The sequence below is a fragment of the Variovorax sp. FW301-JW7 genome (assembly GCF_058788795.1).
The window spans coordinates 110,312-131,484 of the sequence record NZ_JBYTBC010000011.1 but is presented as its reverse complement, the minus strand read 5'-3'; the positions used below and the strand labels follow the sequence as shown (position 1 = coordinate 131,484).

Here is a 21,173-nt window from a genome sequence, read left to right as displayed (position 1 = left end):
CCGCTTCTCTTTCTCCAGAACCCAAAATGTCTGCCATCCGCTGTCACCACCTCATCAAGCGCTACGGGGAAACGCAGGTCGTCCACGCCTTCGATCTCGACGTGGCCGACAACGAGTTCGTCGTGTTCCTTGGCCCCTCGGGCTGCGGCAAGTCGACCATCCTGCGCATGCTCGCGGGCCTGGAAGATATCAGCGACGGCGACCTGCACATCGGCGGCCAGCGCGTGAACGACCTGCCGCCGCAGGAGCGCGGCATCGCGATGGTGTTCCAGAACTACGCGCTGTATCCGCACATGACGGTGCGCGACAACATCGCGTTCGGGCTCAAGCGCCTCAAGGTGCCCAAGGCCGAGATCGACAGCCGGATCAAGGAGGTCTCGGACACGCTGGGCCTGGAGCGCTACCTGCAGCGCAAGCCCACCGAGCTGTCGGGCGGCCAGCAGCAGCGCGTGGCGATTGCGCGCGCCATGATCAAGACGCCGAAGGTGTTCCTGTTCGACGAGCCGCTGTCGAACCTCGATGCCAAGCTGCGCAACCACATGCGCATCGAGATCGCGAAGTTGCACCAGACGCTGAAGACCACCACGGTGTACGTCACGCACGACCAGCACGAGGCCATGACGCTGGCCGATCGCATCGTGCTGCTGCGCGACGGGCGCATCGAGCAGGTCGGCACGCCGCAGGAAATCTTCGAGCGCCCGCGCTCGGCCTTCGTGGCCGGCTTCATCGGCACGCCGCCGATGAACCTGATGGAGATGGCGGTGCACGGCCTGGACGGCGGGCAGTGCGAGCTGCGCGGAGGCGGCGGCTCGGTGCGCGTCGATGCGCGCCGCTTCGCGCTCGAAGGCCGCGAGCGCGTGACGCTGGGCGTGCGCCCGGCGCACCTGCACCTCGATACCGCCAGGGTGAGCGGCGAAGGCTTTGCCGGCGAGGTCCAGCTCATCGAGTACCTCGGCAACGAAGTGCTGGTGAGCGTGGGGCAGGGCGACCAAGAGATCGCCGTGCTCCTGCCGTCGGCGGCAGGCCCCCGGCTCGGCGAGCCGCTGCGCTTCGTGGCCGATGCACAGCAGGTGCACCTGTTCGATGTGGCGACGGGCGCTTCGCTGCTGCGTCTGGATGCCGCGCTGCACTGAGTGGCGTCCCCGTTTCAACCCTCTGAGAAAGATGCAATGAAAGCACTGGTTCTGGAAAAGGCGCATGAGATCACGCTGCGCGATGTCGAACTGTCGCTGCACGTCGGCCCGCGCGACGTGAAGATCCGCATGCACACCGTCGGTGTGTGCGGCAGCGATGTTCATTACTACCAGCACGGCGGCATCGGCCCGTACGTCGTCGATGCGCCCATGATCCTCGGCCACGAGGCCTCGGGCGTGGTGGCCGAGGTGGGCGCCGAAGTCACCCACCTGAAGCCCGGCGACCGCGTCTGCATGGAGCCCGGCATTCCCGACATGGACTCGCGCGCCGTGCGCGAAGGCTTCTACAACCTCGACCCTGCCGTGCGCTTCTGGGCCACGCCGCCGATCCACGGCTGCCTCACGCCCTTCGTGGTGCACCCGGCGGCCTTCACTTTCCGCCTGCCCGACAACGTGAGCTTCGGCGAAGGCGCGATCGTCGAGCCGCTGGCCATCGGCCTGCAGGCCGCGAAGAAGGCGGCGCTGAAGCCGGGCGATGTGGCGGTGGTCATCGGCGCGGGCACTATCGGCGCGATGACGGCGCTGGCCGCGCTCGCGGGCGGCGCGGCGCGCGTGATCCTGGCCGACCTCGTGCCCGAGAAGCTGGCGCTGTTCGCCCACAACCCGGCGGTGACGACGGTCGACGTGCGCAGCACGAGCCTCGCCGACACCATGCAGGCCCTCACCGACGGCTGGGGCGCGAACGTGGTCTTCGAGGCCAGCGGCAGCGCGCGCGCCTTCGACAACGTGTTCGACCTGCTGTGCCCCGGCGGCTGCCTCGTGCTGGTGGGCATACCCGCCGCCAAGGTGGCTTTCGACATCGTCGCGATCCAGGCGAAAGAGGCGCGCATCGAGTCGGTGTTCCGCTACGCCAACATCTTCCCGCGCGCGCTGGCGCTCATCGCGTCGGGGCAGGTCGATGTGAAGCCCTTCATCTCGCGCACCTTCGCATTCGAGGACGGCATCGCCGCGTTCGAGGAGGCTGCGGCCGGGCGCGTCACGGATGTGAAGATCCAGATCGAATTTCCCGCCGCCGAAGCCGCCTGAACGCCCCGCAAGGGCGCGGGACAAGGGGAAACGCTGGGGAATGCAGTGGCAGGGCGCGGCTACAGTGGCTGCGCTTTGCCACTCGCCGCCCTGCGCGCTTCCTCGCCCATGCTCTTGCCGTTTCGCAATGTCGTTCTCACCGGTGCCTGCGGCGGCCTCGGGCAGGCGCTGGCGCGGGCGCTGATCGACAGCGGTGCGCGTGTGGCGCTGGTGGGGCTCGACACCGAGCGCCTCGCGGCGCTCGCGGCCCCAGCCGAAGGGCGCTGCAAGGCCTACACGCCCGACGTGTCCGACGGCCCCGCCATGCAGGCGATGGCGGCTGACTGGATGCAGCGCTTCGGCCCGCCCGACCTCGTGATCGCCAACGCGGGCGTGGCCGGCGGCTATGACACCGCCGAGGCCGACGACCTGGCCGTGTTCCGCCGCATGCTCGAGATCAACCTGCTCGGCGCGGCCACCACCTTCCAGCCCTTCGTGCAGCCGATGCGCGCAGCGGGACGCGGCGCGCTCGTCGGCGTGGCCAGCATCGCGGGCTGGCACGGCATGCCGGGCAACGGCGCCTACTGCGCGAGCAAGGGCGGCCTGATCCGCTATCTCGAAAGCCTGCGCACCGAGCTGCGCGGCACGGGGCTCACGGTGCACACGGTGAGCCCGGGCTACATCCGCACCGCGCTCACGGCCGGCAACCGCTTCGCGATGCCGGGGCTGCTCGAGGCCGACACGGCGGCGCGCCAGCTGCTGGCGGGCCTGGCGGCCCGGCGCGAAAAGATCGTGCTGCCGCGGCGCATCGGCTGGCTGTCGAAAGCGCTCGACCTGTTGCCCGCGCCGCTGCACGACCGCCTGCTGCGCGGCCAGCCGCGCAAGCCGCGCGTGGGCGAGGCGGGTGCCACCGCCATCCCCGGTCTGAATTCCCAGAAAGAACCTCCCCGCCGATGACGCCTTCCGCCACTGCCGTTCCGACACACGAACAGATCGCTCTCATCGGCGCCGGGCCCTCGGGCCTGGCGGGCGCCCGCAATCTGCAGAAGCTCGGCGTTCCGTTCCAGGGCTTCGAGGCGCACAGCGACGTCGGCGGCCTCTGGGACATCGACAACCCGCGCTCCACGGTCTACCACTCGGCGCACCTGATCTCGAGCAAGCGCACGACCGAGTTCGCCGAATTCCCGATGGCCGACACCGTGGCCGACTACCCGAGCCACCGCGAGCTGCGTCGCTACTTCAGCGACTTCGCCGACCGCTTCGGCTTGCGCGCGCACTTCCGCTTCGGCACGCGCGTGCTGCGCGTGGAGCCGGTGAGCGACGCGCCCGACACGCGCTGGCGCGTGAGCGTGGAGGCGCCTGACGGCACCGTGGAAACCGACGAGTACAAGGGCGTGGTGATCGCCAACGGCACGCTGTCGGAGCCCAAGCACCCGCAGTTCGAAGGCCACTTCGACGGCGAGCTGCTGCACACCAGCAGCTACAAGCACGCCGAGCTCTTCAAGGACAAGCGCGTGCTGATCGTCGGCGCCGGCAACTCGGGCTGCGACATCGCGGTCGATGCGGTGCACTACGCGCACAGCGTCGATATCTCGGTGCGGCGCGGCTACTACTTCGTGCCCAAGTACGTGTTCGGCAAGCCGGCCGACACGCTGGGCGGCAAGCGCCCGCTGCCGCCGTGGCTCAAGCAGAAGGTCGACGCCACCGTGCTGCAGTGGTTCACCGGCGACCCGGTGCGCTTCGGCTTCCCCAAGCCCGACTACAAGATGTACGAATCGCACCCGGTGGTGAACTCGCTGGTGCTGCACCACGTGGGCCATGGCGACATCGGCGTGCGCGCCGACATCGCGCGGCTCGCCGGGCGCACCGTGCATTTCAAGGACGGCAGCGCGCGCGACTACGACCTGATCCTCACGGCCACGGGCTATGCGCTGCACTACCCGTTCATCGACCGCGAGCTGCTCAACTGGCAGGGCATGGCGCCGCGCCTGTACCTGAACATCTTCTCGCCGCGCTTCGAGACGCTGGGCGTGCTCGGCATGATCGAGGCCAGCGGCATCGGCTGGCAGGGGCGCTACGAGCAGGCCGAGCTGCTGGCGCGCTATTTCCGCGCGCACGCGGCGGGCTCGTCCAAGGCTGCCGCCCTGCGTACAGCAGTGCAGGGGCCGCCGCCCGACCTGTCGGGGGGCTTCAAGTACCTGCAGCTGGAGCGCATGGCCTACTACGTGCACAAGGACACCTACCGCGCGGCCGTGCGCCAGGCCGCTGCCGCACTGGCTGACTGATCGTCTTTCTACAAGGGGTTCCGCGCATGCTGCCTGTCGACGAGATCCGCCTGCACTTCAATCCGGCTTCGCTGGTGCTGCTCAACGTGGTGCTGGGCTTCCTGATGTTCGGCATTGCGCTGGACACGCGCATCGACGACTTCAGGCGCGTGGCGCGCATGCCCGGCGCCATGGCAGTGGGCATCGGCGCGCAGTTCGTGGTGCTGCCGGCCGTGACCTTCGTGCTCACGCTGATCCTGCAGCCGGGCCCGAGCATCGCGCTGGGCATGATCCTCGTGGCCTGCTGCCCGCCGGGCAACATCTCGCAGATCCTCACGCACCGCGCGGGCGGCAACGTGGCGCTGTCGGTGTCGATGACGGCCATCTCGAACGCGCTGTCGATCGTGGTGATGCCGCTGAACTTCGCGTTCTGGGGCGGCCTGCATCCCACGGCCTCGGTGCTGCTCAAGACCATCGCGCTCGACCCCTTCGACATGCTGGGCCACATCGTGATGATCATCGGCATTCCCTTCGTGCTGGGCGTGGCCTGCGCGCACAAGCTGCCGGGGCTCACGGCGCGCATCAAGAAGCCGGCGCGCATCCTGAGCTTCCTGGCGCTGATCGCCTTCATCGTCGGCGCCATCGCGGGCAACTGGCGCTACTTCCTCGACTACGTGGGGCTCGTGCTGATGGCCGTGGTGATCCACGACGCGCTGGCCTTCGGCACCGGCTACCTGTGCGCGCGGCTCTCGGGGCTGGGCGACTACGACCGGCGCGCGGTGGCCATCGAGGTGGGCATCCGCAACGCAGGGCTCGGGCTGGTGCTGATCTTCAGCTTCTTCGGCGGGCTCGGCGGCATGGCCGTGGTGGCCGGCGTGTGGGGCTTCTGGGACATCATCGCGGGCCTGGCGCTGGCGAGCTGGTGGGGGCGCAAGCCTGCGACGCCATGAGCGAGGTCTGGAAGGCGTCCGCGCGACGCGTGTTGATCACCGGCGGTGACGGTTTCCTGGGGCGCAGCGTGCTCGCCGCATTGGCCGGGCAAGGCAGCTTCGAAACGCTGGTGGCACTCGACGTGCGCGAAGTGCCCACCGCGCGGCGGCTGCCCGGCGTGGTCTACCTGCAGCGGGACGTGCGCGACGACGGCATCGCCGACGTGCTGGCCGAACACGCGATCGACACGGTGGTGCACCTCGCGTCCATCGTCACGCCCGGCAAGGACTCGAACCGCGCCTTCGAGCATTCGGTCGACGTGGGCGGCACGCGCAACGTGCTCGACGCCTGCGTGGCATGCGGCGTGGGGCACATCGTGGTGTCGTCCAGCGGCGCGGCCTACGGCTACCACGCGGACAACCCGGCCTGGATCACCGAGTCGCAGCCGCTGCGCGGCAACCCGGTGTTCGCCTACGCCGACCACAAGCGGCAGGTGGAAGAGATGCTGGCCGACTGCCGCGTGCAGCACCCCGCGCTGGCGCAGACGGTGCTGCGCATCGGCACCATCCTCGGCGAGCGCGTCGACAACCAGATCACGGCGCTGTTCGAGAAGAAGCGGCTGATCGCCATCCGCGGCAGCGACAGCCCCTTCGTGTTCGTGTGGGACGAGGACGTGACCGGCGCCATCGCCCATGCGCTCGGCGGCGCGCCGCCCGGCTGCTACAACCTCGCGGGCGACGGCGCGCTCACCATCCACGAGATCGCCGCGTGCCTGGGCAAGCGCGCCATCGCCTGGCCGGCCGGCGTGCTGCAGGCGGCGTTGGCCGCGGGCTCGGCACTGGGCGTGAGCCGCTACGGGCCCGAGCAGCTCGACTTCCTGCGCTACCGGCCGGTGTTGCTGAACACCGCGCTGAAGACCCAGTTCGGCTATGTGCCGCGCAAGACCAGCCGCGAAGCCTTCGAGGCTTTCGTTGCGGCGCGTGCGCAGCAGGGAAGGCCGGTCACTTCCGCGTAGCGTCCGCCGGCGGCGGTGGCGCGATGAGGTAGTCGAGCATGCGCCGCGCATTGAGCGGCAGGTCTTGCGACGAGCGCACGCAGGCCATCAGCGTGCGCTCGGCCCAGGGGTCGGCGAGCGAGGCGCGCGCGATCTTCATCGAACGGGCGCAGCGCTCGGCCGCGGTCTGCGGCACGATGCCCACGCCGATGCCGTACTCGACCATGCGGCACACGGCCTCGAAGTTGCGCACGCGCACGCGGTAGGCCAGGTGCCTGGCGAGCGCGCGCGCATGCCCGGTGATCAGCTGCTGCAGCGCGCTGTCGGCGGGCAGGCCGACGAACTCGCTGTCGACCACCTCGGCCAGGTGCACGCGGCGCCGGCTGGCCAGCGCGTGGCCGCGCGGCATCACCAGCACGAGGTCGTCGCGGCGGAAGGGGTGGCATTCGAGGCCGTCGCTGTCGATGGCGTCGGAGACGATGCCGATGTCGCACAGCCCGCTGCGCAGGGCCTCCACGGTGTCGGGGCTGGCGCGTTCCTCGAGGTCGACCGAGATGCGCGGATGCTCGGCGAGAAAGCGGCTCAGCACCTCGGGCAGGTGCTCGGTGAGCGCCGAGGTGCCGCACATGAAGCGCACGTGGCCCTTGAGGCCCTGGCCGTACTCGCCGAGCTCGCCGCGCAGCCGCTCCATCTGCTGCAGCACGACGCGCGCATGGTGCAGCAGCGTGCGCCCGGCCTCGGTGGGGCGCACGCCCTGCGCGTGGCGCGTGAGCAGCGGGGTGCCGAGCGCGTCCTCCATGCCGCGCACACGCTGGCTGGCCGAGGCCAGCGTCATGTGCGAGCGGCCGGCGCCGGCCGTGAGGCTGCCGGCTTCGACGACGTGGAGAAAGAGCCGCAGGTCGGTCAGATCGAATCGCATGATGGGCCGCAAGGTAGCACGCCAGCCTCAGCCTGTGCCTGAGGCTGGCTGCGCGAAAGCCGCATTTCCAGCCGGTGAGTCGGTCGGCAGACTCCGCGGCGATGACGATCTCCAATGAAGCGATGGGCCTGTGGGCGGCGGCGGCCGCGGTGTTCCTGCTGGCCGGCCTGATCAAGGGTGTGATCGGCCTGGGGCTGCCGACCGTGGCGATGGCGCTGCTCGCGCTGTGGATGTCGCCCGCGCAGGCGGCGGCGCTGCTGATCGTGCCGTCGCTGGTCACCAACCTCTGGCAGACCGGGCCGCGCGCCAGCTTCGGCGCCGTGTTCCGCCGCATCGGTCGGATGCAGGCCGGCGTCGTGTTGGGCACGCTCGCCGGGGCGTGGTGGCTGGGCGTACCGGCCGGGGCCTGGGCCTCGCTGGCGCTGGGCGTGGCGCTGGTGATCTATGCGCTGTGGGGACTGACGGGGCGGCAGCTGCACGTGAGCGACGCACAGGCGCGCTGGCTGGGTCCCGTGGTGGGCGCCGCAACAGGGCTGGTGACGTCCGTGACCGGCGTGTTCGCGGTGCCGGCCGTGCCGTACCTGCAGGCGCTGGGTTTCCAGCGCGATGCGCTGATCCAGGCCATGGGCATCTCGTTCACCACCTCGACCGTGGTGCTGGCCCTGGGGCTGGCGGCCAACGGGAGCTACCCGGCGGCGGTGCTGGGCGGGTCGCTGGCGATGCTGGTGCCGGCGGTCGGCGGCATGGTGCTGGGCACCTGGCTGCGGCAGCGGCTGCCGGTGGCCGTGTTCCGGCGCTGCTTCCTGATCGGGCTGGCGCTGCTGGGGGCGTACATGGCGCTGCGCGCCGTCATGTCCGCCTGATCCCGTGAACGATCAGCTGGCGGCCAGCAGGGCCGCGCGCACGCGCTCGATGGTCTGGCGGTAGGGCAGGGCGAAGTCCTCGATGGCCGCGTCGGCGTCGAGCCAGCGGAACGAGAACACCAGGCCTTCTTCTTCGGGGCTGCCCGTGGCCATGTGCTCGAAGGTTTCGGGCAGGGCGCGGTGGTCGCGCATCAGGAAGATGTGCCAGCGCTGCGGATGGCGGTGCGTGTTGCCTTCGACGCCGGCTTCGCACTCGCGCTCCAGCGTGCCCAGCGATTCGAGCCGGCCGGCGAACACCAGGCCCGACTCTTCGAGCAGCTCGCGCCGCACGGCCGCCTCGGGCGACTCGCCGGGCTCGATGGTGCCCTTGGGCAGCTGCATGTTGCCGTCTTCGGGGTGACGGAACACCAGCAGCCGGCCCCGCGCATCGACCAGGCAGGCGCAGGCCTTCGGGATCGTGGCGACGGGCGCGGCGCCGAGCGGGCTGCTGCTGCCGTTCTTCATGGCGGTGGCCGCCTCAGGCGCCCGTGAGGGCGGCCTTGACCGCGGCGCTGACCTGGCCCATGTCGGCCTTGCCGGCCAGGCGCGTCTTGACCACGCCCATCACCTTGCCCATGTCGCCGGGGCCGGCCGCGCCGAGTTCGGCCACGATGGCCTTCACCGCGGTGGCGACTTCGTCGGCGCTCATGCGCTGGGGCTGGTACACCTCGAGCACCTTGATCTCGGCGGCTTCCTTGTCGGCCAGGTCGATGCGACCGCCGGTGGTGAACGCGGCGATCGAGTCCTTGCGCTGCTTGACCATCTTGTCGACGATGGCGATGACCATGGCGTCGTCGAGCTCCACGCGCTCGTCGACTTCCTTCTGCTTCATGGCCGCGAGCAGCAGGCGGATGGTGGCCAGGCGCTCCGAATCCTTGGCGCGCATCGCCGTCTTCATGTCTTCGGTGATTTGTTCTTTGAGAGTCATTCTTCGCAACCTTTCGGAAAAAACAAAAGCCGCGGCAGGTTTCCCTGGCGCGGCTGGTGCAACGGGGCGCTGGCGAGGACTTTCGTCGGGCCAGCTGCCCTGGGCGTTGCTTAGTACAGCTTCTTGGGGAGCTGCATGCTGCGCACGCGCTTGTAGTGGCGCTTGACCGCAGCTGCCTTCTTGCGCTTGCGCTCGGCCGTCGGCTTCTCGTAAAACTCGCGGGCGCGCAGGTCGGTCAGCAGGCCGAGCTTTTCGATGGTGCGCTTGAAGCGGCGCAGGGCGACGTCGAAGGGCTCGTTTTCTTTAACGCGGATGGTGGTCATTGATGAATCGTTGAAATGGATTTGGCCGGGGGAGATCGAGGCCCCAAGCCGGGGTTCCTCAACTGAAAAATTTTGTGGCCGTTGAGGGAAGGCCAAAAGTTAGCCCGCGATTATAGCGCGGTTGCACATGCGTGTGCGCTCGCCCACGCCCATTGGAAGTTGTATCCGCCCAACCAGCCCGTCACATCGACCACTTCGCCGATGAAATACAGGCCCGGCTGCTTCGATTCCATGGTCTGGGACGACAGATCGCGGGTATCGACGCCGCCCGCCGTCACCTCGGCCTTCTTGTAGCCCTCGGTGCCGCTGGGGGTGATCTGCCAGCGGGCGATGCGCTCGGACAGCGCCGCCAGCGCCTTGTCGGTGGCCTCGTTGACCGGGCGTTGCAGGGCCGGGTCTTCGCCGACCCAGGCGTCGGCCAGCCGCGAGGGCACCAGCGCGGCCAGCTCGTTGGCGATGCGTTTCTTCGAGCGTCGCTTGGCGTCGGACAGCGACTCGGCCACGTCCATGCCGGGCGCAAAGTCCAGCGTCAGCGGGGTGCCGGGCTTCCAGTAGCTCGAAATCTGCAGCACCGCCGGGCCCGACAGGCCGCGATGCGTGAACAGCAGGTCCTCCAGGAAGGTCATCTTGTCCTTCTTGCCGCCGGTCTCGATGCGCACCGGCAGCGCCAGCCCGGCCAGGCTGGCGTAGGGCGCCCAGGCGTCGCCGCCGAAGGTCAGCGGCACCAGCGCCGGACGCGGCGTGACCAGCCGCAGGCCGAACTGCTCGGCGAGCCGGTAGCCGAAGTCGCTTGCACCAATTTGGGGAATCGACAGGCCGCCGGTCGCCACCACGAGCTTGGGCGTGTCGATCGGGCCGCGCGTGCTACTGATTTGGTAGCGTCCGTCGACAAAGGCAATGTCGCCGAGCTTGCACGGCTGCCAGCGTTCGACGTTGCCGGCGGCGCACTCGGCCAGCAGCATGTCGACGATCTGCTGCGAGGAGCCGTCGCAGAACAGCTGGCCCTTGTGCTTCTCGTGGTACGCGATGCCGTGGCGCTGCACCATGTCGATGAACTGCTGCGGCGCGTAGCGCGACAGCGCCGAGCGGCAGAAATTCGGGTTGTCGCCCACGAAATGGCGCTGCGGGGCGCGCACGTCGAGGTCGCGGTTGGTGAAGTTGGCGCGGCCACCGCCCGAGATGCGGATCTTTTCGCCGACCTTCTCGCTGTGGTCGACCAGCAGCACGCGCAGCCCCCGCTGGCCCGCCAGCGCGGCACACAAGAGACCGGCGGCGCCGGCACCGACGACAACGACGTCAAAGGAAGAAGAAGGGGGGGAAGAAGAAGGAGAGCTCAAGCGGGTCCGTCCGCCGCCAGCACCGGCGGCGGGTTGTATTTGAGGTGGCCCACGTAGCGCAGCGGCTGCGTGGCGGCGATCGAGGGCACGTCGCCCTCGCGCATGTGGAGCAGGTCGGCCGGGCTCACCCAGCGCGGGTCTGCGTCGGTGATCGGCGCACCGGCCTGGCGGTAGGCCTCCAGCACGAACTGCGAGCAGAAGAACTGGTCGTTGCGGCTGGCGCCGAGCTGCACCATCGCCATGCCGCTGATGCAGTACGCGCTGACGGCCGAAGGAATCAGCGGCAGCTCGCACAGCCGGCGGTTCAGCACGAAGGGCGCGTTCAGCAGCACGCCGGCCGTGTTGTAGCGGGTGCCGACCTTGGAATTCGCCCAGTCGCGCATCTTCTCGATGTGGGCCGGTTCGAGGCCCGGCACGCGAAAGGCCACGACCATCTGCTCTTCGTCGACCACCTCGGCCAGCGGCCGGGCGCGCACGCCGGTGCCCACCGCCTCGGCGATCTGCCCGTCGCCCAGGTACAGCACGGCATGGCTCACGGGCGAGAAGGTGCCCAGGCGGATGCCGAAGGAGTTCACGGTGGCGATCGAGGTCAGCAGGATGTCGCCGGGCTCAAGCACGTCGGCGCCGATCAGCTCGCCGCCGTTGCCGGGGGCGATCACCGAGCTTTGCACACGCAGGCGCAGGCCGGAGGTTTCGGAGGGCAGGTCGATGCGCGTGGCGCAGGCCGAGAGCAGGAGCGGCAGCGCCGCGGCGAGCCCCGCAGCGCGAAGAAGGGAGGCCATGCTCATCCCTTCCACACGAACGGGAACTTCAGCTGCTTGAAGAAGCCGTTGGGCACGTAGTCGCCCAGCACGCCGTACTTCTCGGGCCAGAGCTTGGTGCTCTTCACCGCGGTGCCGAAGAGGTAGTCGAGGAAGGCGTAGTGCGCCGCGTAGTTCTTGTCGAGCGCCTCGATGTCCTGGCTGTGGTGCCAATGGTGGAAGTTGGGTGTCACGATCAGGTAGCGCAGCGGGCCCAGCCGCACGCTCACGTTGCAGTGGTTGAACACCGCCTGGAAGCCGACCACGACGATGTAGGCGTCGATCACGTCCTTGCTGAAGCCCAGCACGTAGATGGGCGCGAGCACCAGCGTGCGCGTGATCAGCAGTTCGAGGATGTGCTGGCGCGAGCCCGCCATCCAGTCCATGCTCTTCACGCTGTGGTGCACCGCGTGCAGGCGCCACAGCACCGGCACCTCGTGGTAGGCGCGGTGCGTCCAGTACTGCACGAGGTCGGCCACCAGGATGATCAGCAGGATGCCGGCCCAGAACGGCAGGTTGCTCACCCAGCCGCGGATGCCGTCGTTGGCGGCCCAGCCGAAGAGCTTGTGCACCATGAGGTTGGTGGCCAGCAGCACGAAGCCCACGATCATGTGGTTCACCACGAAGTGATGGAAGTCGGTCTGCCACTCTTCGCGGAACACGGGTTGATCTTTGCGCAGTGCAAAGAGCTTCTCGATGAAGATGAAGATCAGCGACGAACCCAGCAGGTCGAGGATGAACCAATCGAGCCCGATGTACGGCGTGTGGTCCGCGAAGTCGTGCAACGGCACCTTGTGCCCGCCCAGCAGCGCCGACACCACCACCAGCAGGAACGCGGCCGACGAGAGCCAGCGCGAGCGGTTGAAGATGATGTTGACCAGCGAGAGCCCGCCCGCAATGACCAGCGCCGTCAGCAGGATGACGCGCATCACGTCGACGTTGTAGCTCTTGCGCAGCTCGGGCGTCGTCAGGTACTGCGGGAAGTGGAAGGCCAGCACGCCCAGGAAGCACAGGGCGGCGAGGCTGAAGGCAATGGTGCCCGTGACCAGCCCGCGCCCGCGGCGCAGCTCGCCGTGGCTTTCGGTGAATTCGTTGAGTTTGTCGAGCATCCCTGCCTCTTCCTTCTTGTTCGTTGGGCCGGGCGGGATTTTAGGCGGCGCCCGGGCGGCGGCGCTACACTGCGCCTCCTCATGGCCCGCCGCTCCCTTCGTCGCTGCGTGACCGCGCTGTTCGTGGTCCTGTCGCTGCTGTTCTCGCAGCTGGCGCTGGCAGGCTATGTCTGCCCCGGCGCGTCGGACAGCCCGGGTTCGATGGCCGACAGGATGGCGTCGGGCGAGCCCTGCGAAGGCATGGACATGGCCCAGCCGGTGCTGTGCTTCCAGCATGCCGCCGACCTGTCGCTGTCCTTCGAGCCGGTGAAGCTGACCACGCCCTCGCTGCCGGCCATCGTGCAGCTCGTGGTGATGCCCCTGGTGCTGGTGTCGGAGGGCCACGTCCTTCCGCCGCAGGCCGTGCCGGAGCGGCAGCATCCACCGCCCGATCCCGTTTTTCTCGCCACGCGCCGACTGCGCGTCTGACATCTCCGTCGACTGACCGGTGCTGGTGCGGCGCGTCCGCTTGCCAGCGATTCGCTCGTTCGTTTGCGGAGTTTTCATGTTCATTTCCTTTTCGCGCGCGGCCGCATGGGCCGCCGCGCTGTTGCCGTACCTGGCGACGGCGGCCCCCCTGTCCCTGGAGGACGCGCTTCAGCGGGCGACGCAACGCTCCGAAGCCACCCGCGCCGCCCGTGCCGGCGTCGCCAGCGCCACGGCGGCGGCCTCCGCGGCCCCGCAGCTTCCCGACCCCACGCTGCGCATCGGCGTCGACAACCTGCCCGCGACGGGCGCGGACCGTTTTCACACCACGCGCGACTCGATGACGATGAAGCGCATCGGCCTCAGCCAGGAATGGCTGTCCGCCGACAAGCGCGCCGCGCGGCAGGCCGCCGCCGAGGCGTCGGTCGGGCTGGAGGCGGTGCGGGTGCAGGCCGCCGTGGCCGACACCCGCCGGCAGGCCGCGCTCGCGTACGTGGACGCTTTCTACGCCGGCGAGAGCCTGACGCTCGCGCGGCGCATGGAGCACCACGCGCACGAAGAACTGGAGGCCTCGCGCGCACGCCTGTCGTCGGCCGCGGGGAGCAGCCAGGACGTGCTGGCCCTGGCCGGCGCCAGAGGCATCGCGGAAGACGAGACGGCCGACCTCCTGCAGCAGCAGGAGGCCGCCGGCGTCGCCTTCCAGCGCTGGGTCGGCGTACCGCCCGACGAACTGCGGCCTCCGGGCGCCATCGCCGTACCGTCCGAAGCCGCCTACGTGGCCGCGCATCCCACGGTCGCGGCCCTGCAGCGCGATGTCGATGTGGCCAGGCAGACGGCGGCCGTCACCGCGTCCAACCGCAAGCCGAACTGGACCTGGGAGGTCGCCTATGGCCAGCGCACCGGCTACGCCGACATGGTGTCGGTGGGCCTGAGCATTCCTCTGCCCATCGCCCCCGGTGAGCGGCAGGACCGGGACACCGCCGCCAAGCTGGCCTTGGTCGAGAAAGCCGAGGCCGACCTGGCCGAAGCCACCCGGGCCGCGACCGCCGAGTACCAGGCGCTGCGCAGCGATGCGCAACGCCTGCAGCAACGCATCGACCGCTACCGCACGGGCGTGGTCGTTCCGGCCGGCCAGAGAACGGCGGCTGCAACGGCGGCCTACCGCTCCAACCAGGGCAGCCTCGTCACGCTGTTCGAGGCGCGCCATGCCGAGGTCGAAGCGCAGCGCAAGCTGCTGACGCTGCAGCGCGACCTGGCCAGAGCCCAGGTCCAACTGGCCTTCCGGCCGCTCACCACCGAGGGGGCCCCATGAACCGCACACGCACGATCGGCGCAGCGCTGCTGGCCGCCCTGTTGCTCGCAGCAGGCGCCTTCTACCTGGGGCGCACGACCGCCCCGTCCACGCAGGCGCCGGCGACCACGCCGTCCACCCCGGACGGCCGCAAGGTCCTCTACTGGCACGACCCCATGGTGCCGGGCCCGCGCTTCGACAAGCCCGGCAAGTCGCCCTTCATGGACATGCAGCTGGTGCCCATGTACGCCGACAGCGCCACCGGCACGGGCAGTGCGGGCGGCGTGCAGGTGAGCCCCACGGTCCAGCAGAACCTCGGCATCCGGTATGCCGGCGTGCGGCGGGCGCAAAGCGCCGCGTCCTTCGATGCGGTCGGCGCCGTGCAGTTCGACGAGCGGCTCAACGTCGTCGTGCAGACGCGTGTGGCGGGCTACGTCGAGCACCTGTCGGTCCGCGCGCCGATGGAGCGCGTGCGCAAGGGGCAGGCGTTGGCGACGGTCTTCGCGCCTGAATGGCTGGGCCCGCAGAACGAGCTACTGGCCCTCAAACGATCGGGTGTTTCCGCCGACCTCGTCGCCGCTGCGCGTGATCGCATGCGCGCGCTGTCCATTCCCGCCGAGCTCATCCGCCGCAGCGAGGAAACCGGCTCGGCGCAGGCGCGCTACGTGCTCACCGCGCCGTCCGACGGCGTGGTGGCCGAGCTGGGCGTGCGCGAAGGCGTCGCGGTCACGCCCGGCATGACGCTGTTCCGCATCGCGGGCCTGGAGAAGGTCTGGGCGGTCGCCGAGATCCCGGAAGCGCAGGCCGTGCGGCTCGCGCGCGGCCAGAAGGTCAGGGCGGTGCTCCAGGCCGATGCGGCCCAGTCGTTCGATGGCACGCTCGACGAGATCCTTCCCGAGGTCAGCGCAACCACCCGCACACTGAAAGCCCGCTTCGAAGTCGACAACAAGAACGGGAAGCTCACGCCAGGCATGCTGCTGCGCCTGCAGGTGACGGGGCCCGCCAGCACCCGGCTGGTCGTGCCGTCCGAAGCCGTGATCCGCACCGGCAAGCGCGCGGTCGTCATCGTGCGCAAGGCCGACGGCGCGTTCGAGCCGCGCGACGTGTCGACTGGCGCGGACCTCGGCGACGACACCGAGATCGTCTCGGGCCTGAATGAAGGCGAGCAGGTGGTGGCCAGCGGCCAGTTCCTCATCGACTCGGAGGCCCGGCTGCGGTCGGTGCTGGGCAGCATGGCATCGTCGGCAGCCACGACCGCACCGCCGGCCGCCGTGCTGCACCAGGCCGAAGGCAAGGTCGAAAGCGTGGCGCCCGACGGCCTCACGATCTCGCACGGCCCTGTCGCCACGCTCAAGTGGCCGCCGATGACGATGGGCTTTGCGAAGGCGACGCCCGAGGCGTTCCCGGACGTCCAGCCCGGCGACCTGGTCCGCTTCGAGTTCAAGGAAGGCGGCCCCACGGGCTACGAGCTGGTCTCCGTCCAGCGCATGCCACAGGGCGCCAAGCGATGATCGCCGCCGTCATCCGCTGGTCGATCGGCAACCGCTTCCTGGTACTGATCGCGACCCTGTTCCTGGTGGCCGTCGGGTGGTGGTCGGTGGTGCGCACGCCGCTCGATGCGCTGCCCGACCTGTCGGACACGCAGGTCATCATCCGCACGCCTTTCCCCGGCAAGGCGCCCCAGGTGGTCGAAGACCTCGTCACCTACCCGCTGACCACCACCATGCTCAGCGTGCCCGGCGCGAAGACCGTGCGCGGCTATTCGTTCTTCGGCGATTCGTTCGTCTACGTGCTGTTCGACGACAAGACCGACCCCTACTGGGCGCGCTCGCGCGTCGTCGAGTACCTGAACCAGGTGCAGAGCCGGTTGCCCGCCGGCGCCAACGCCTCGCTGGGCCCCGATGCCACGGGCGTGGGCTGGGTCTACGAGTACGCGCTGGTCGACCGCACGGGCACGCGCGACATCGGGCAGCTGCGCGCGCTGAACGACTGGTTCCTCAAGTTCGAACTCAAGACCGTGCCCGACGTGGCCGAGGTCGCCAGCATCGGCGGCATGGTGCGCCAGTACCAGGTGGTGCTCGACCCCGACCGCATGCGCGCGCTGGGCATCACGCAATCGGTGGTCGTGGCGGCGCTGCAGAAAGCCAACCAGGCCTCGGGCGGCTCGGTCGTCGAACTCGCCGAGGCCGAGTACATGGTGCGTTCGCGCGGCTACCTGCGTTCGCTGGACGACTTCCGCACCATCCCGCTGGCCGTGACGGGCGCCACGCCGGTGCTGCTGCGCGATGTGGCGACCGTGCAGGTTGGCCCCGAGATGCGCCGCGGCATCGCCGAACTCGACGGCGAAGGCGAGGTGGCCGGCGGCGTGATCGTCATGCGCTCGGGCAAGAACGCGCGCTCGACCATCGAGGCCGTCAAGGCGAAGCTCGAGACGCTCAAGCCCGGCCTGCCGGCCGGCGTCGAGATCGTGCCCACCTACGACCGCTCGCTGCTGATCGACCGCGCCGTCGACAACCTGCGCGGCAAGCTGATCGAGGAGTTCATCGTGGTGGCGCTGGTCTGCGCGGTCTTCCTGTTCCACCTGCGCTCGGCGCTGGTGGCCGTGGTGGCCTTGCCGATCGGCGTGCTGGCGGCCTTCATCGTCATGCACTGGCAGGGCGTCAACGCCAACATCATGTCGCTGGGCGGCATCGCGATCGCCATCGGCGCGATGGTGGACGGCGCCATCGTGATGGTCGAGAACGTGCACAAGCACATCGAGGCCTTCGAGACAGCGCAGGGCCGGCAGCCGACGGTGGCAGAGCGATGGCGGCTCGTTGCCGACGCGTCGGTGGAGGTCGGGCCGGCGCTGTTCTTCTCGCTGCTGGTGATCACGCTGTCCTTCGTGCCCGTGTTCTCGCTCGAGGCGCAGGAAGGGCGGCTGTTCTCGCCGTTGGCCTTCACCAAGACCTACGCAATGGCGGCAGCGGCGGGCCTGTCGGTGACGCTGATCCCCGTGCTCATGGGCTACCTTGTGCGCGGGCGCATTCCGCACGAAGGCGCCAATCCCGTGAACCGCTTCCTGATGGCCGTGTACCGGCCCGCACTGGAGCTGGTGCTGCGCTTTCCCAAGGGGACGCTGGCCGTTGCCGCGGTGCTGCTGGCGCTGACCGTGGTGCCGCTGATGCGCCTGGGCGGCGAGTTCATGCCGCCGCTGGACGAAGGCGACTTGCTCTACATGCCGTCGGCGCTGCCGGGGCTGTCGGTGTCGAAGGCGGCCGAACTGCTGCAGCAGACCGACCGCCTGATCAAGACCGTGCCCGAGGTCGCGCGCGTGTTCGGCAAGGCCGGCCGCGCGGACACCGCGACCGACCCGGCGCCGCTCGAGATGTTCGAGACCACGGTCCAGTTCAAGCCGAAGCGCGAGTGGCGCGCCGGCATGACGCCCGACCGGCTGATCGAGGAACTGGACCGCGCCGTCAAGGTGCCGGGCCTGACCAACGTGTGGGTGCCGCCCATCCGCAACCGCATCGACATGCTGGCCACGGGCATCAAGAGCCCGGTCGGCATCAAGGTGGCGGGCGCGGACCTGGCCACCATCGACGCGCTCACCACGCAGATCGAGGCGGTGGTGAAGGGCGTGCCCGGCGTGTCGTCGGCGCTGGCGGAGCGGCTCACCGGCGGGCGCTACATCGACGTCGATGTCGACCGCCTCGCCGCCGCGCGCTACGGCCTCTCGGTGGCGGACGTGCAGGCCGTGGTGTCCACGGCCATCGGCGGCGAGAACGTGGGCGAGATCATCCAGGGTCGCGAGCGCTATCCGATCAACGTGCGCTACCCGCGCGAGATCCGCGATTCGCTCGAGCGGCTGCGGCAGCTGCCCTTCGTCACCGACAAGGGCGCGCAGCTGCTGCTCGGCGATGTTGCGCGCATCGCGATCGAAGACGGCCCGCCGATGCTGCGCAGCGAGAACGCGCGGCTGTCGGGCTGGGTCTACGTCGACGTGCGTGGGCGCGACCTGCGCTCCGCCGTCAGCGACATGCAGGCGGCGGTCGACCGGGCCGTGAAGATGCCCGCGGGCTATGCGGTGTCATGGTCCGGCCAGTTCGAGTACCTGGCGCGCGCGACCGAGCGGCTGAAGCTGGTCGTGCCGGCCACGCTGGCGGTGATCTTCGTGCTGCTGTACCTGCTGTTCCGCTCGTTCACCGATGCGGCGCTCGTGATGGCGGCCGTGCCGTTCTCGCTCGTCGGCGGCTTCTGGCTCATCTGGGCGCTGGGCCATTCGATCTCGGTGGCGACGGCGGTCGGCTTCATCGCGCTGGCCGGCGTGGCGGCCGAGTTCGGCGTGGTGATGCTGGTCTATCTGAAGAACGCGCTGGCGCGGCGCCTCGATGCCGGCGAGCCGATGAACGACGAGACGCTCCTGACCGCGATCCGCGAAGGCGCTGTGCTGCGCGTGCGGCCCAAGGCCATGACCGTGGCCGTCGTGATGGCCGGCCTGCTGCCCATCCTGTGGGGCAGCGGCACCGGCTCGGAGGTGATGACCCGCATTGCCGCGCCCATGGTGGGCGGCATGGTCACCGCGCCGCTGCTGAGCATGCTGGTCGTGCCCGCGGCCTGGTATCTGTTGCGCCGCCGCGCCCCTTTGTCGTCTGCTGTTTCCAACCCCTCATCTCATCAAGGAGCCACTTCATGAACGTTTTCCATCCCCTTGCCTTCGCACTGATCGCCGGCCTGGCCGGTACCGCCCAGGCCCAGGCGCCGAAGAGCGAGCCTCCGCCCGCGAAGGCGTCCGCGCCGGGCATGCTGACCGAAGCGGTGGTCCAGAAGATCGACCCGGCCCGCGGCCTGATCGTGTTGAAGCACGGCGACATCCCCAACCTGGCGATGCCGCCGATGACGATGGGTTTCGATGTGGCCGAGAAGCAGATGCTTGAACAGGTCAAGCCCGGCGACAAGGTCCGGTTTCATGTCGAGGTGGTGAAGGGCAAGCCGACCGTCACGTACCTCGAAGCGGCGCGCTAGGTGCCGAACCGGCCGGCCTCGCCCGGCTGCAGCGCGGCTGCGGCCAGCCCCTGCAGCACATCGCCCACCACGATCACCGCCGGGCTGGCCAGCCCGGCCTCGGCGATGCGGGCCTGCAGGCCCTGCAGCGTGGTCACGAGGTGGCGCTGGTGCGGCAGGCTCGCGTGCTGCACCACGGCCACCGGCGTGTCGCCCGGCAGGCCGTGCAGCAGCTCGCGCTCGATGTGGCCGGCGCCCGAGACGCCCATGTAGATCACCAGCGTGAGGCGCGCGTTGTGCGCCGTGGCGGCCAGTGCGCGCCAGTCGGTCGGGTCTTCGGCCGCGCCGGCGCCGGTCTTGGCGTGGCCGGTGACGAAGACCACGCCCTGCGCATGGTCGCGGTGGGTGAGCGGCACGCCCAGCGAGGTCACGGCGGCCAGGCCGGCGGTGATGCCGTTGACCACGGTGCATTCGATGCCGGCGTCGCGCAGGTGTTCCACCTCTTCGCCGCCGCGCCCGAAGATGAACGGGTCGCCGCCCTTGAGGCGCACCACGGTCTCGCCTTCGCGCACGGCCGTGATCATGAGGCGCTCGATGAACGCCTGCGGCGTGCTCTTGCAGCCGCCGCGCTTGCCCACGTGCACGATGCGCGCGCCGGGCCGGGCGTAGGCCTGGAGCACGGCATCGTTCACGAGGTCGTCGACCAGCAGCACCGTGGCGGCCTGGATCGCCTTGACGGCCTTGACGGTCAGCAGCTCGGGGTCGCCGGGGCCGGCGCCCACCAGCGTGCAGCGGCCGGTGATGAGGGTGGAGGGGGTGTTCATGCGTGGGAGGCCAGTTCGGTGATGTGCCTGACTTGCGTCGCGATGGCTTCGGGCACGGGAAGCTCGCCGGCCAGCACGCGCTGCGTGTAGGCGGCCGTGGTGGCGACGTCGATTTCTTTCGGCAACCCAGGCACGTCGGCGGCGGTGCCGGCGGCCTGGGCCTGGAGTTCGCTGCGCACGCCGCGCACGAAGCCGTCGATCTGCGCGGTGCGGCGCGGGTCGGAGACCACCTCGCCTTCGAGGCCGCGCGAGAGCAGGGCGGTCATGCCCGTCAGCTCGAAGGTCTCGCCCATCGTGCGTGCGTATTCGGGGTGCGTGTAGCTGGCCACCACCACGCAGGGGCCGGTGGTCGGGCGCATCAGCTTGACCACGCTGTGGCCGGGGTTGCGCAGGCCGACCACGCGGCGCACGTCGAGCAGGCGCTTGAGCGCGGGGTTCAGCAACTCGGTCGGGGCAAAGCCCACCTGGCCGGCGGCGATCGGGCTGACCGTGGTCATCGGGGGCATGTCCAGGGCCGAAAGCACGTTCGATGCCAGTACGCGCGAGGTTTCGCTTGCGCTGCCGTGCACCAGCACCGCCAGGCCTTCGCGGGCCAGCAGCAGTGCCAGCAGCGGCGTGAGCACCGGCAGCTTGCGCGCGCCGTTGTAGCTGGGCAGCACGATCAGCGGTCCGCCGCGGGTCGTCACGGGGTTCAGGCGCGCGTGCGTGGCGTCGAGAAAACCGGCCATCTCCTCGGGCGTCTCGCCCTTGATGCGCATGGCCAGGCAGAAGCCGCCGATCTCCAGGTCGGTGACCGAGCCGTCCAGCACCTGGCCGAACAGGTCGCAGGCCTGCTCGCGCGTGAGCGGACGGGCGCCCCGCGCGCCGCGGCCGATTTCCTTGATGTAGTGGCTGATTCCCATGGGT

The 21,173-nt window shown here is 69.7% G+C and carries 21 protein-coding genes; 12 read left to right on the top strand and 9 right to left on the bottom strand.

What is annotated here, in order from left to right:
- The first annotated feature begins 26 nt into the window (after window positions 1-26).
- The 6 genes from AC3WQM_RS26135 (at window position 27) to AC3WQM_RS26110 (ending at window position 6,407) form a co-directional block, all read left to right on the top strand.
- The gene (locus tag AC3WQM_RS26135; protein WP_492682819.1) at window positions 27-1,133 is read left to right on the top strand and encodes an ABC transporter ATP-binding protein; all 1,107 of its coding nucleotides are present in this window, start codon (window positions 27-29) and stop codon (window positions 1,131-1,133) included.
- Between the two features lie 36 nt (window positions 1,134-1,169).
- Complete coding sequence (locus tag AC3WQM_RS26130; protein ID WP_492682817.1) at window positions 1,170-2,219, top strand: NAD(P)-dependent alcohol dehydrogenase; 1,050 nt, start codon at window positions 1,170-1,172, stop codon at window positions 2,217-2,219.
- A gap of 108 nt (window positions 2,220-2,327) precedes the next feature.
- Window positions 2,328-3,155 (top strand): SDR family oxidoreductase, encoded by an 828-nt coding sequence (locus AC3WQM_RS26125; protein ID WP_492682815.1) that lies wholly within the window; start codon window positions 2,328-2,330, stop codon window positions 3,153-3,155.
- Entirely contained in the window at window positions 3,152-4,483 is a 1,332-nt protein-coding gene (locus tag AC3WQM_RS26120) for a flavin-containing monooxygenase (RefSeq protein WP_492682813.1), read from the top strand. The genes AC3WQM_RS26125 and AC3WQM_RS26120 overlap by 4 nt, the downstream gene beginning before the upstream one ends.
- A gap of 26 nt (window positions 4,484-4,509) precedes the next feature.
- Window positions 4,510-5,412 (top strand): bile acid:sodium symporter family protein, encoded by a 903-nt coding sequence (locus tag AC3WQM_RS26115; RefSeq protein WP_095949103.1) that lies wholly within the window; start codon window positions 4,510-4,512, stop codon window positions 5,410-5,412.
- Window positions 5,409-6,407: an SDR family oxidoreductase gene (locus tag AC3WQM_RS26110; RefSeq protein ID WP_492682811.1), complete on the top strand. Its 999-nt coding sequence runs from the start codon at window positions 5,409-5,411 to the stop codon at window positions 6,405-6,407. The genes AC3WQM_RS26115 and AC3WQM_RS26110 overlap by 4 nt, the downstream gene beginning before the upstream one ends.
- On the opposite strand, the gene AC3WQM_RS26105 is transcribed toward AC3WQM_RS26110, so the two are convergent.
- Window positions 6,394-7,305: a LysR family transcriptional regulator gene (locus AC3WQM_RS26105; RefSeq protein WP_489058780.1), complete on the bottom strand. Its 912-nt coding sequence runs from the start codon at window positions 7,303-7,305 to the stop codon at window positions 6,394-6,396. The two genes, AC3WQM_RS26110 and AC3WQM_RS26105, sit on opposite strands and share 14 nt — an antisense overlap.
- Window positions 7,306-7,406: 101 nt before the next feature.
- On the opposite strand from AC3WQM_RS26105, the gene AC3WQM_RS26100 reads away from it, so the two are divergent.
- Window positions 7,407-8,168 (top strand): sulfite exporter TauE/SafE family protein, encoded by a 762-nt coding sequence (locus tag AC3WQM_RS26100; protein ID WP_492682809.1) that lies wholly within the window; start codon window positions 7,407-7,409, stop codon window positions 8,166-8,168.
- 12 nt (window positions 8,169-8,180) lie between these two features.
- On the opposite strand, the gene AC3WQM_RS26095 is transcribed toward AC3WQM_RS26100, so the two are convergent.
- The 6 genes from AC3WQM_RS26095 to AC3WQM_RS26070 all read right to left on the bottom strand — a co-directional run bounded on the left by AC3WQM_RS26095 (window position 8,181) and on the right by AC3WQM_RS26070 (window position 12,704).
- Window positions 8,181-8,672, bottom strand: a complete 492-nt coding sequence (locus AC3WQM_RS26095) for an NUDIX domain-containing protein (RefSeq protein WP_492682807.1) — start codon at window positions 8,670-8,672, stop codon at window positions 8,181-8,183.
- A 13-nt stretch (window positions 8,673-8,685) separates the two neighbouring features.
- Window positions 8,686-9,135, bottom strand: coding sequence for a GatB/YqeY domain-containing protein (locus tag AC3WQM_RS26090; protein ID WP_489058778.1), 450 nt, complete (start codon window positions 9,133-9,135; stop codon window positions 8,686-8,688).
- 110 nt (window positions 9,136-9,245) lie between these two features.
- Window positions 9,246-9,458: a 30S ribosomal protein S21 gene (gene rpsU, locus AC3WQM_RS26085; protein ID WP_007833691.1), complete on the bottom strand. Its 213-nt coding sequence runs from the start codon at window positions 9,456-9,458 to the stop codon at window positions 9,246-9,248.
- Window positions 9,459-9,568: 110 nt separating this feature from the next.
- A complete protein-coding gene (locus AC3WQM_RS26080; RefSeq protein WP_492682805.1) occupies window positions 9,569-10,795 on the bottom strand; it encodes a BaiN/RdsA family NAD(P)/FAD-dependent oxidoreductase in 1,227 nt (408 codons plus the stop codon).
- Window positions 10,792-11,577 (bottom strand): YaeF family permuted papain-like enzyme, encoded by a 786-nt coding sequence (locus tag AC3WQM_RS26075; RefSeq protein WP_492682803.1) that lies wholly within the window; start codon window positions 11,575-11,577, stop codon window positions 10,792-10,794. The genes AC3WQM_RS26080 and AC3WQM_RS26075 overlap by 4 nt, the downstream gene beginning before the upstream one ends.
- A 2-nt stretch (window positions 11,578-11,579) precedes the next feature.
- Entirely contained in the window at window positions 11,580-12,704 is a 1,125-nt protein-coding gene (locus AC3WQM_RS26070) for a sterol desaturase family protein (RefSeq protein WP_492682801.1), read from the bottom strand.
- Between the two features lie 81 nt (window positions 12,705-12,785).
- Between AC3WQM_RS26070 and AC3WQM_RS26065 the strand changes: the two genes are divergently transcribed.
- The 5 genes from AC3WQM_RS26065 to AC3WQM_RS26045 all read left to right on the top strand — a co-directional run bounded on the left by AC3WQM_RS26065 (window position 12,786) and on the right by AC3WQM_RS26045 (window position 19,464).
- Entirely contained in the window at window positions 12,786-13,172 is a 387-nt protein-coding gene (locus AC3WQM_RS26065) for a hypothetical protein (RefSeq protein ID WP_492682799.1), read from the top strand.
- A 76-nt stretch (window positions 13,173-13,248) separates the two neighbouring features.
- Entirely contained in the window at window positions 13,249-14,481 is a 1,233-nt protein-coding gene (locus AC3WQM_RS26060; protein WP_492682797.1) for a TolC family protein, read from the top strand.
- Entirely contained in the window at window positions 14,478-15,971 is a 1,494-nt protein-coding gene (locus AC3WQM_RS26055; RefSeq protein WP_492682795.1) for an efflux RND transporter periplasmic adaptor subunit, read from the top strand. The genes AC3WQM_RS26060 and AC3WQM_RS26055 overlap by 4 nt, the downstream gene beginning before the upstream one ends.
- Window positions 15,968-19,135 carry an efflux RND transporter permease subunit gene (locus AC3WQM_RS26050; protein ID WP_492682793.1) on the top strand — a complete coding sequence of 1,056 codons (3,168 nt, stop codon included), beginning with the start codon at window positions 15,968-15,970 and terminating at the stop codon, window positions 19,133-19,135. The genes AC3WQM_RS26055 and AC3WQM_RS26050 overlap by 4 nt, the downstream gene beginning before the upstream one ends.
- On the top strand, window positions 19,132-19,464 hold the full coding sequence (locus AC3WQM_RS26045; RefSeq protein ID WP_492682791.1) for a copper-binding protein: 333 nt from the start codon (window positions 19,132-19,134) through the stop codon (window positions 19,462-19,464). The genes AC3WQM_RS26050 and AC3WQM_RS26045 overlap by 4 nt, the downstream gene beginning before the upstream one ends.
- Here AC3WQM_RS26045 and cobA read toward each other — a convergent pair.
- Both cobA and ybiB read right to left on the bottom strand, forming a co-directional pair.
- Complete coding sequence (gene cobA / locus AC3WQM_RS26040; RefSeq protein WP_492682789.1) at window positions 19,461-20,267, bottom strand: uroporphyrinogen-III C-methyltransferase; 807 nt, start codon at window positions 20,265-20,267, stop codon at window positions 19,461-19,463. The two genes, AC3WQM_RS26045 and cobA, sit on opposite strands and share 4 nt — an antisense overlap.
- The gene (gene ybiB, locus AC3WQM_RS26035) at window positions 20,264-21,169 is read right to left on the bottom strand and encodes a DNA-binding protein YbiB (RefSeq protein ID WP_492682787.1); all 906 of its coding nucleotides are present in this window, start codon (window positions 21,167-21,169) and stop codon (window positions 20,264-20,266) included. Before ybiB ends, cobA begins: the two co-directional genes overlap by 4 nt.
- Window positions 21,170-21,173: the final 4 nt, after the last annotated feature.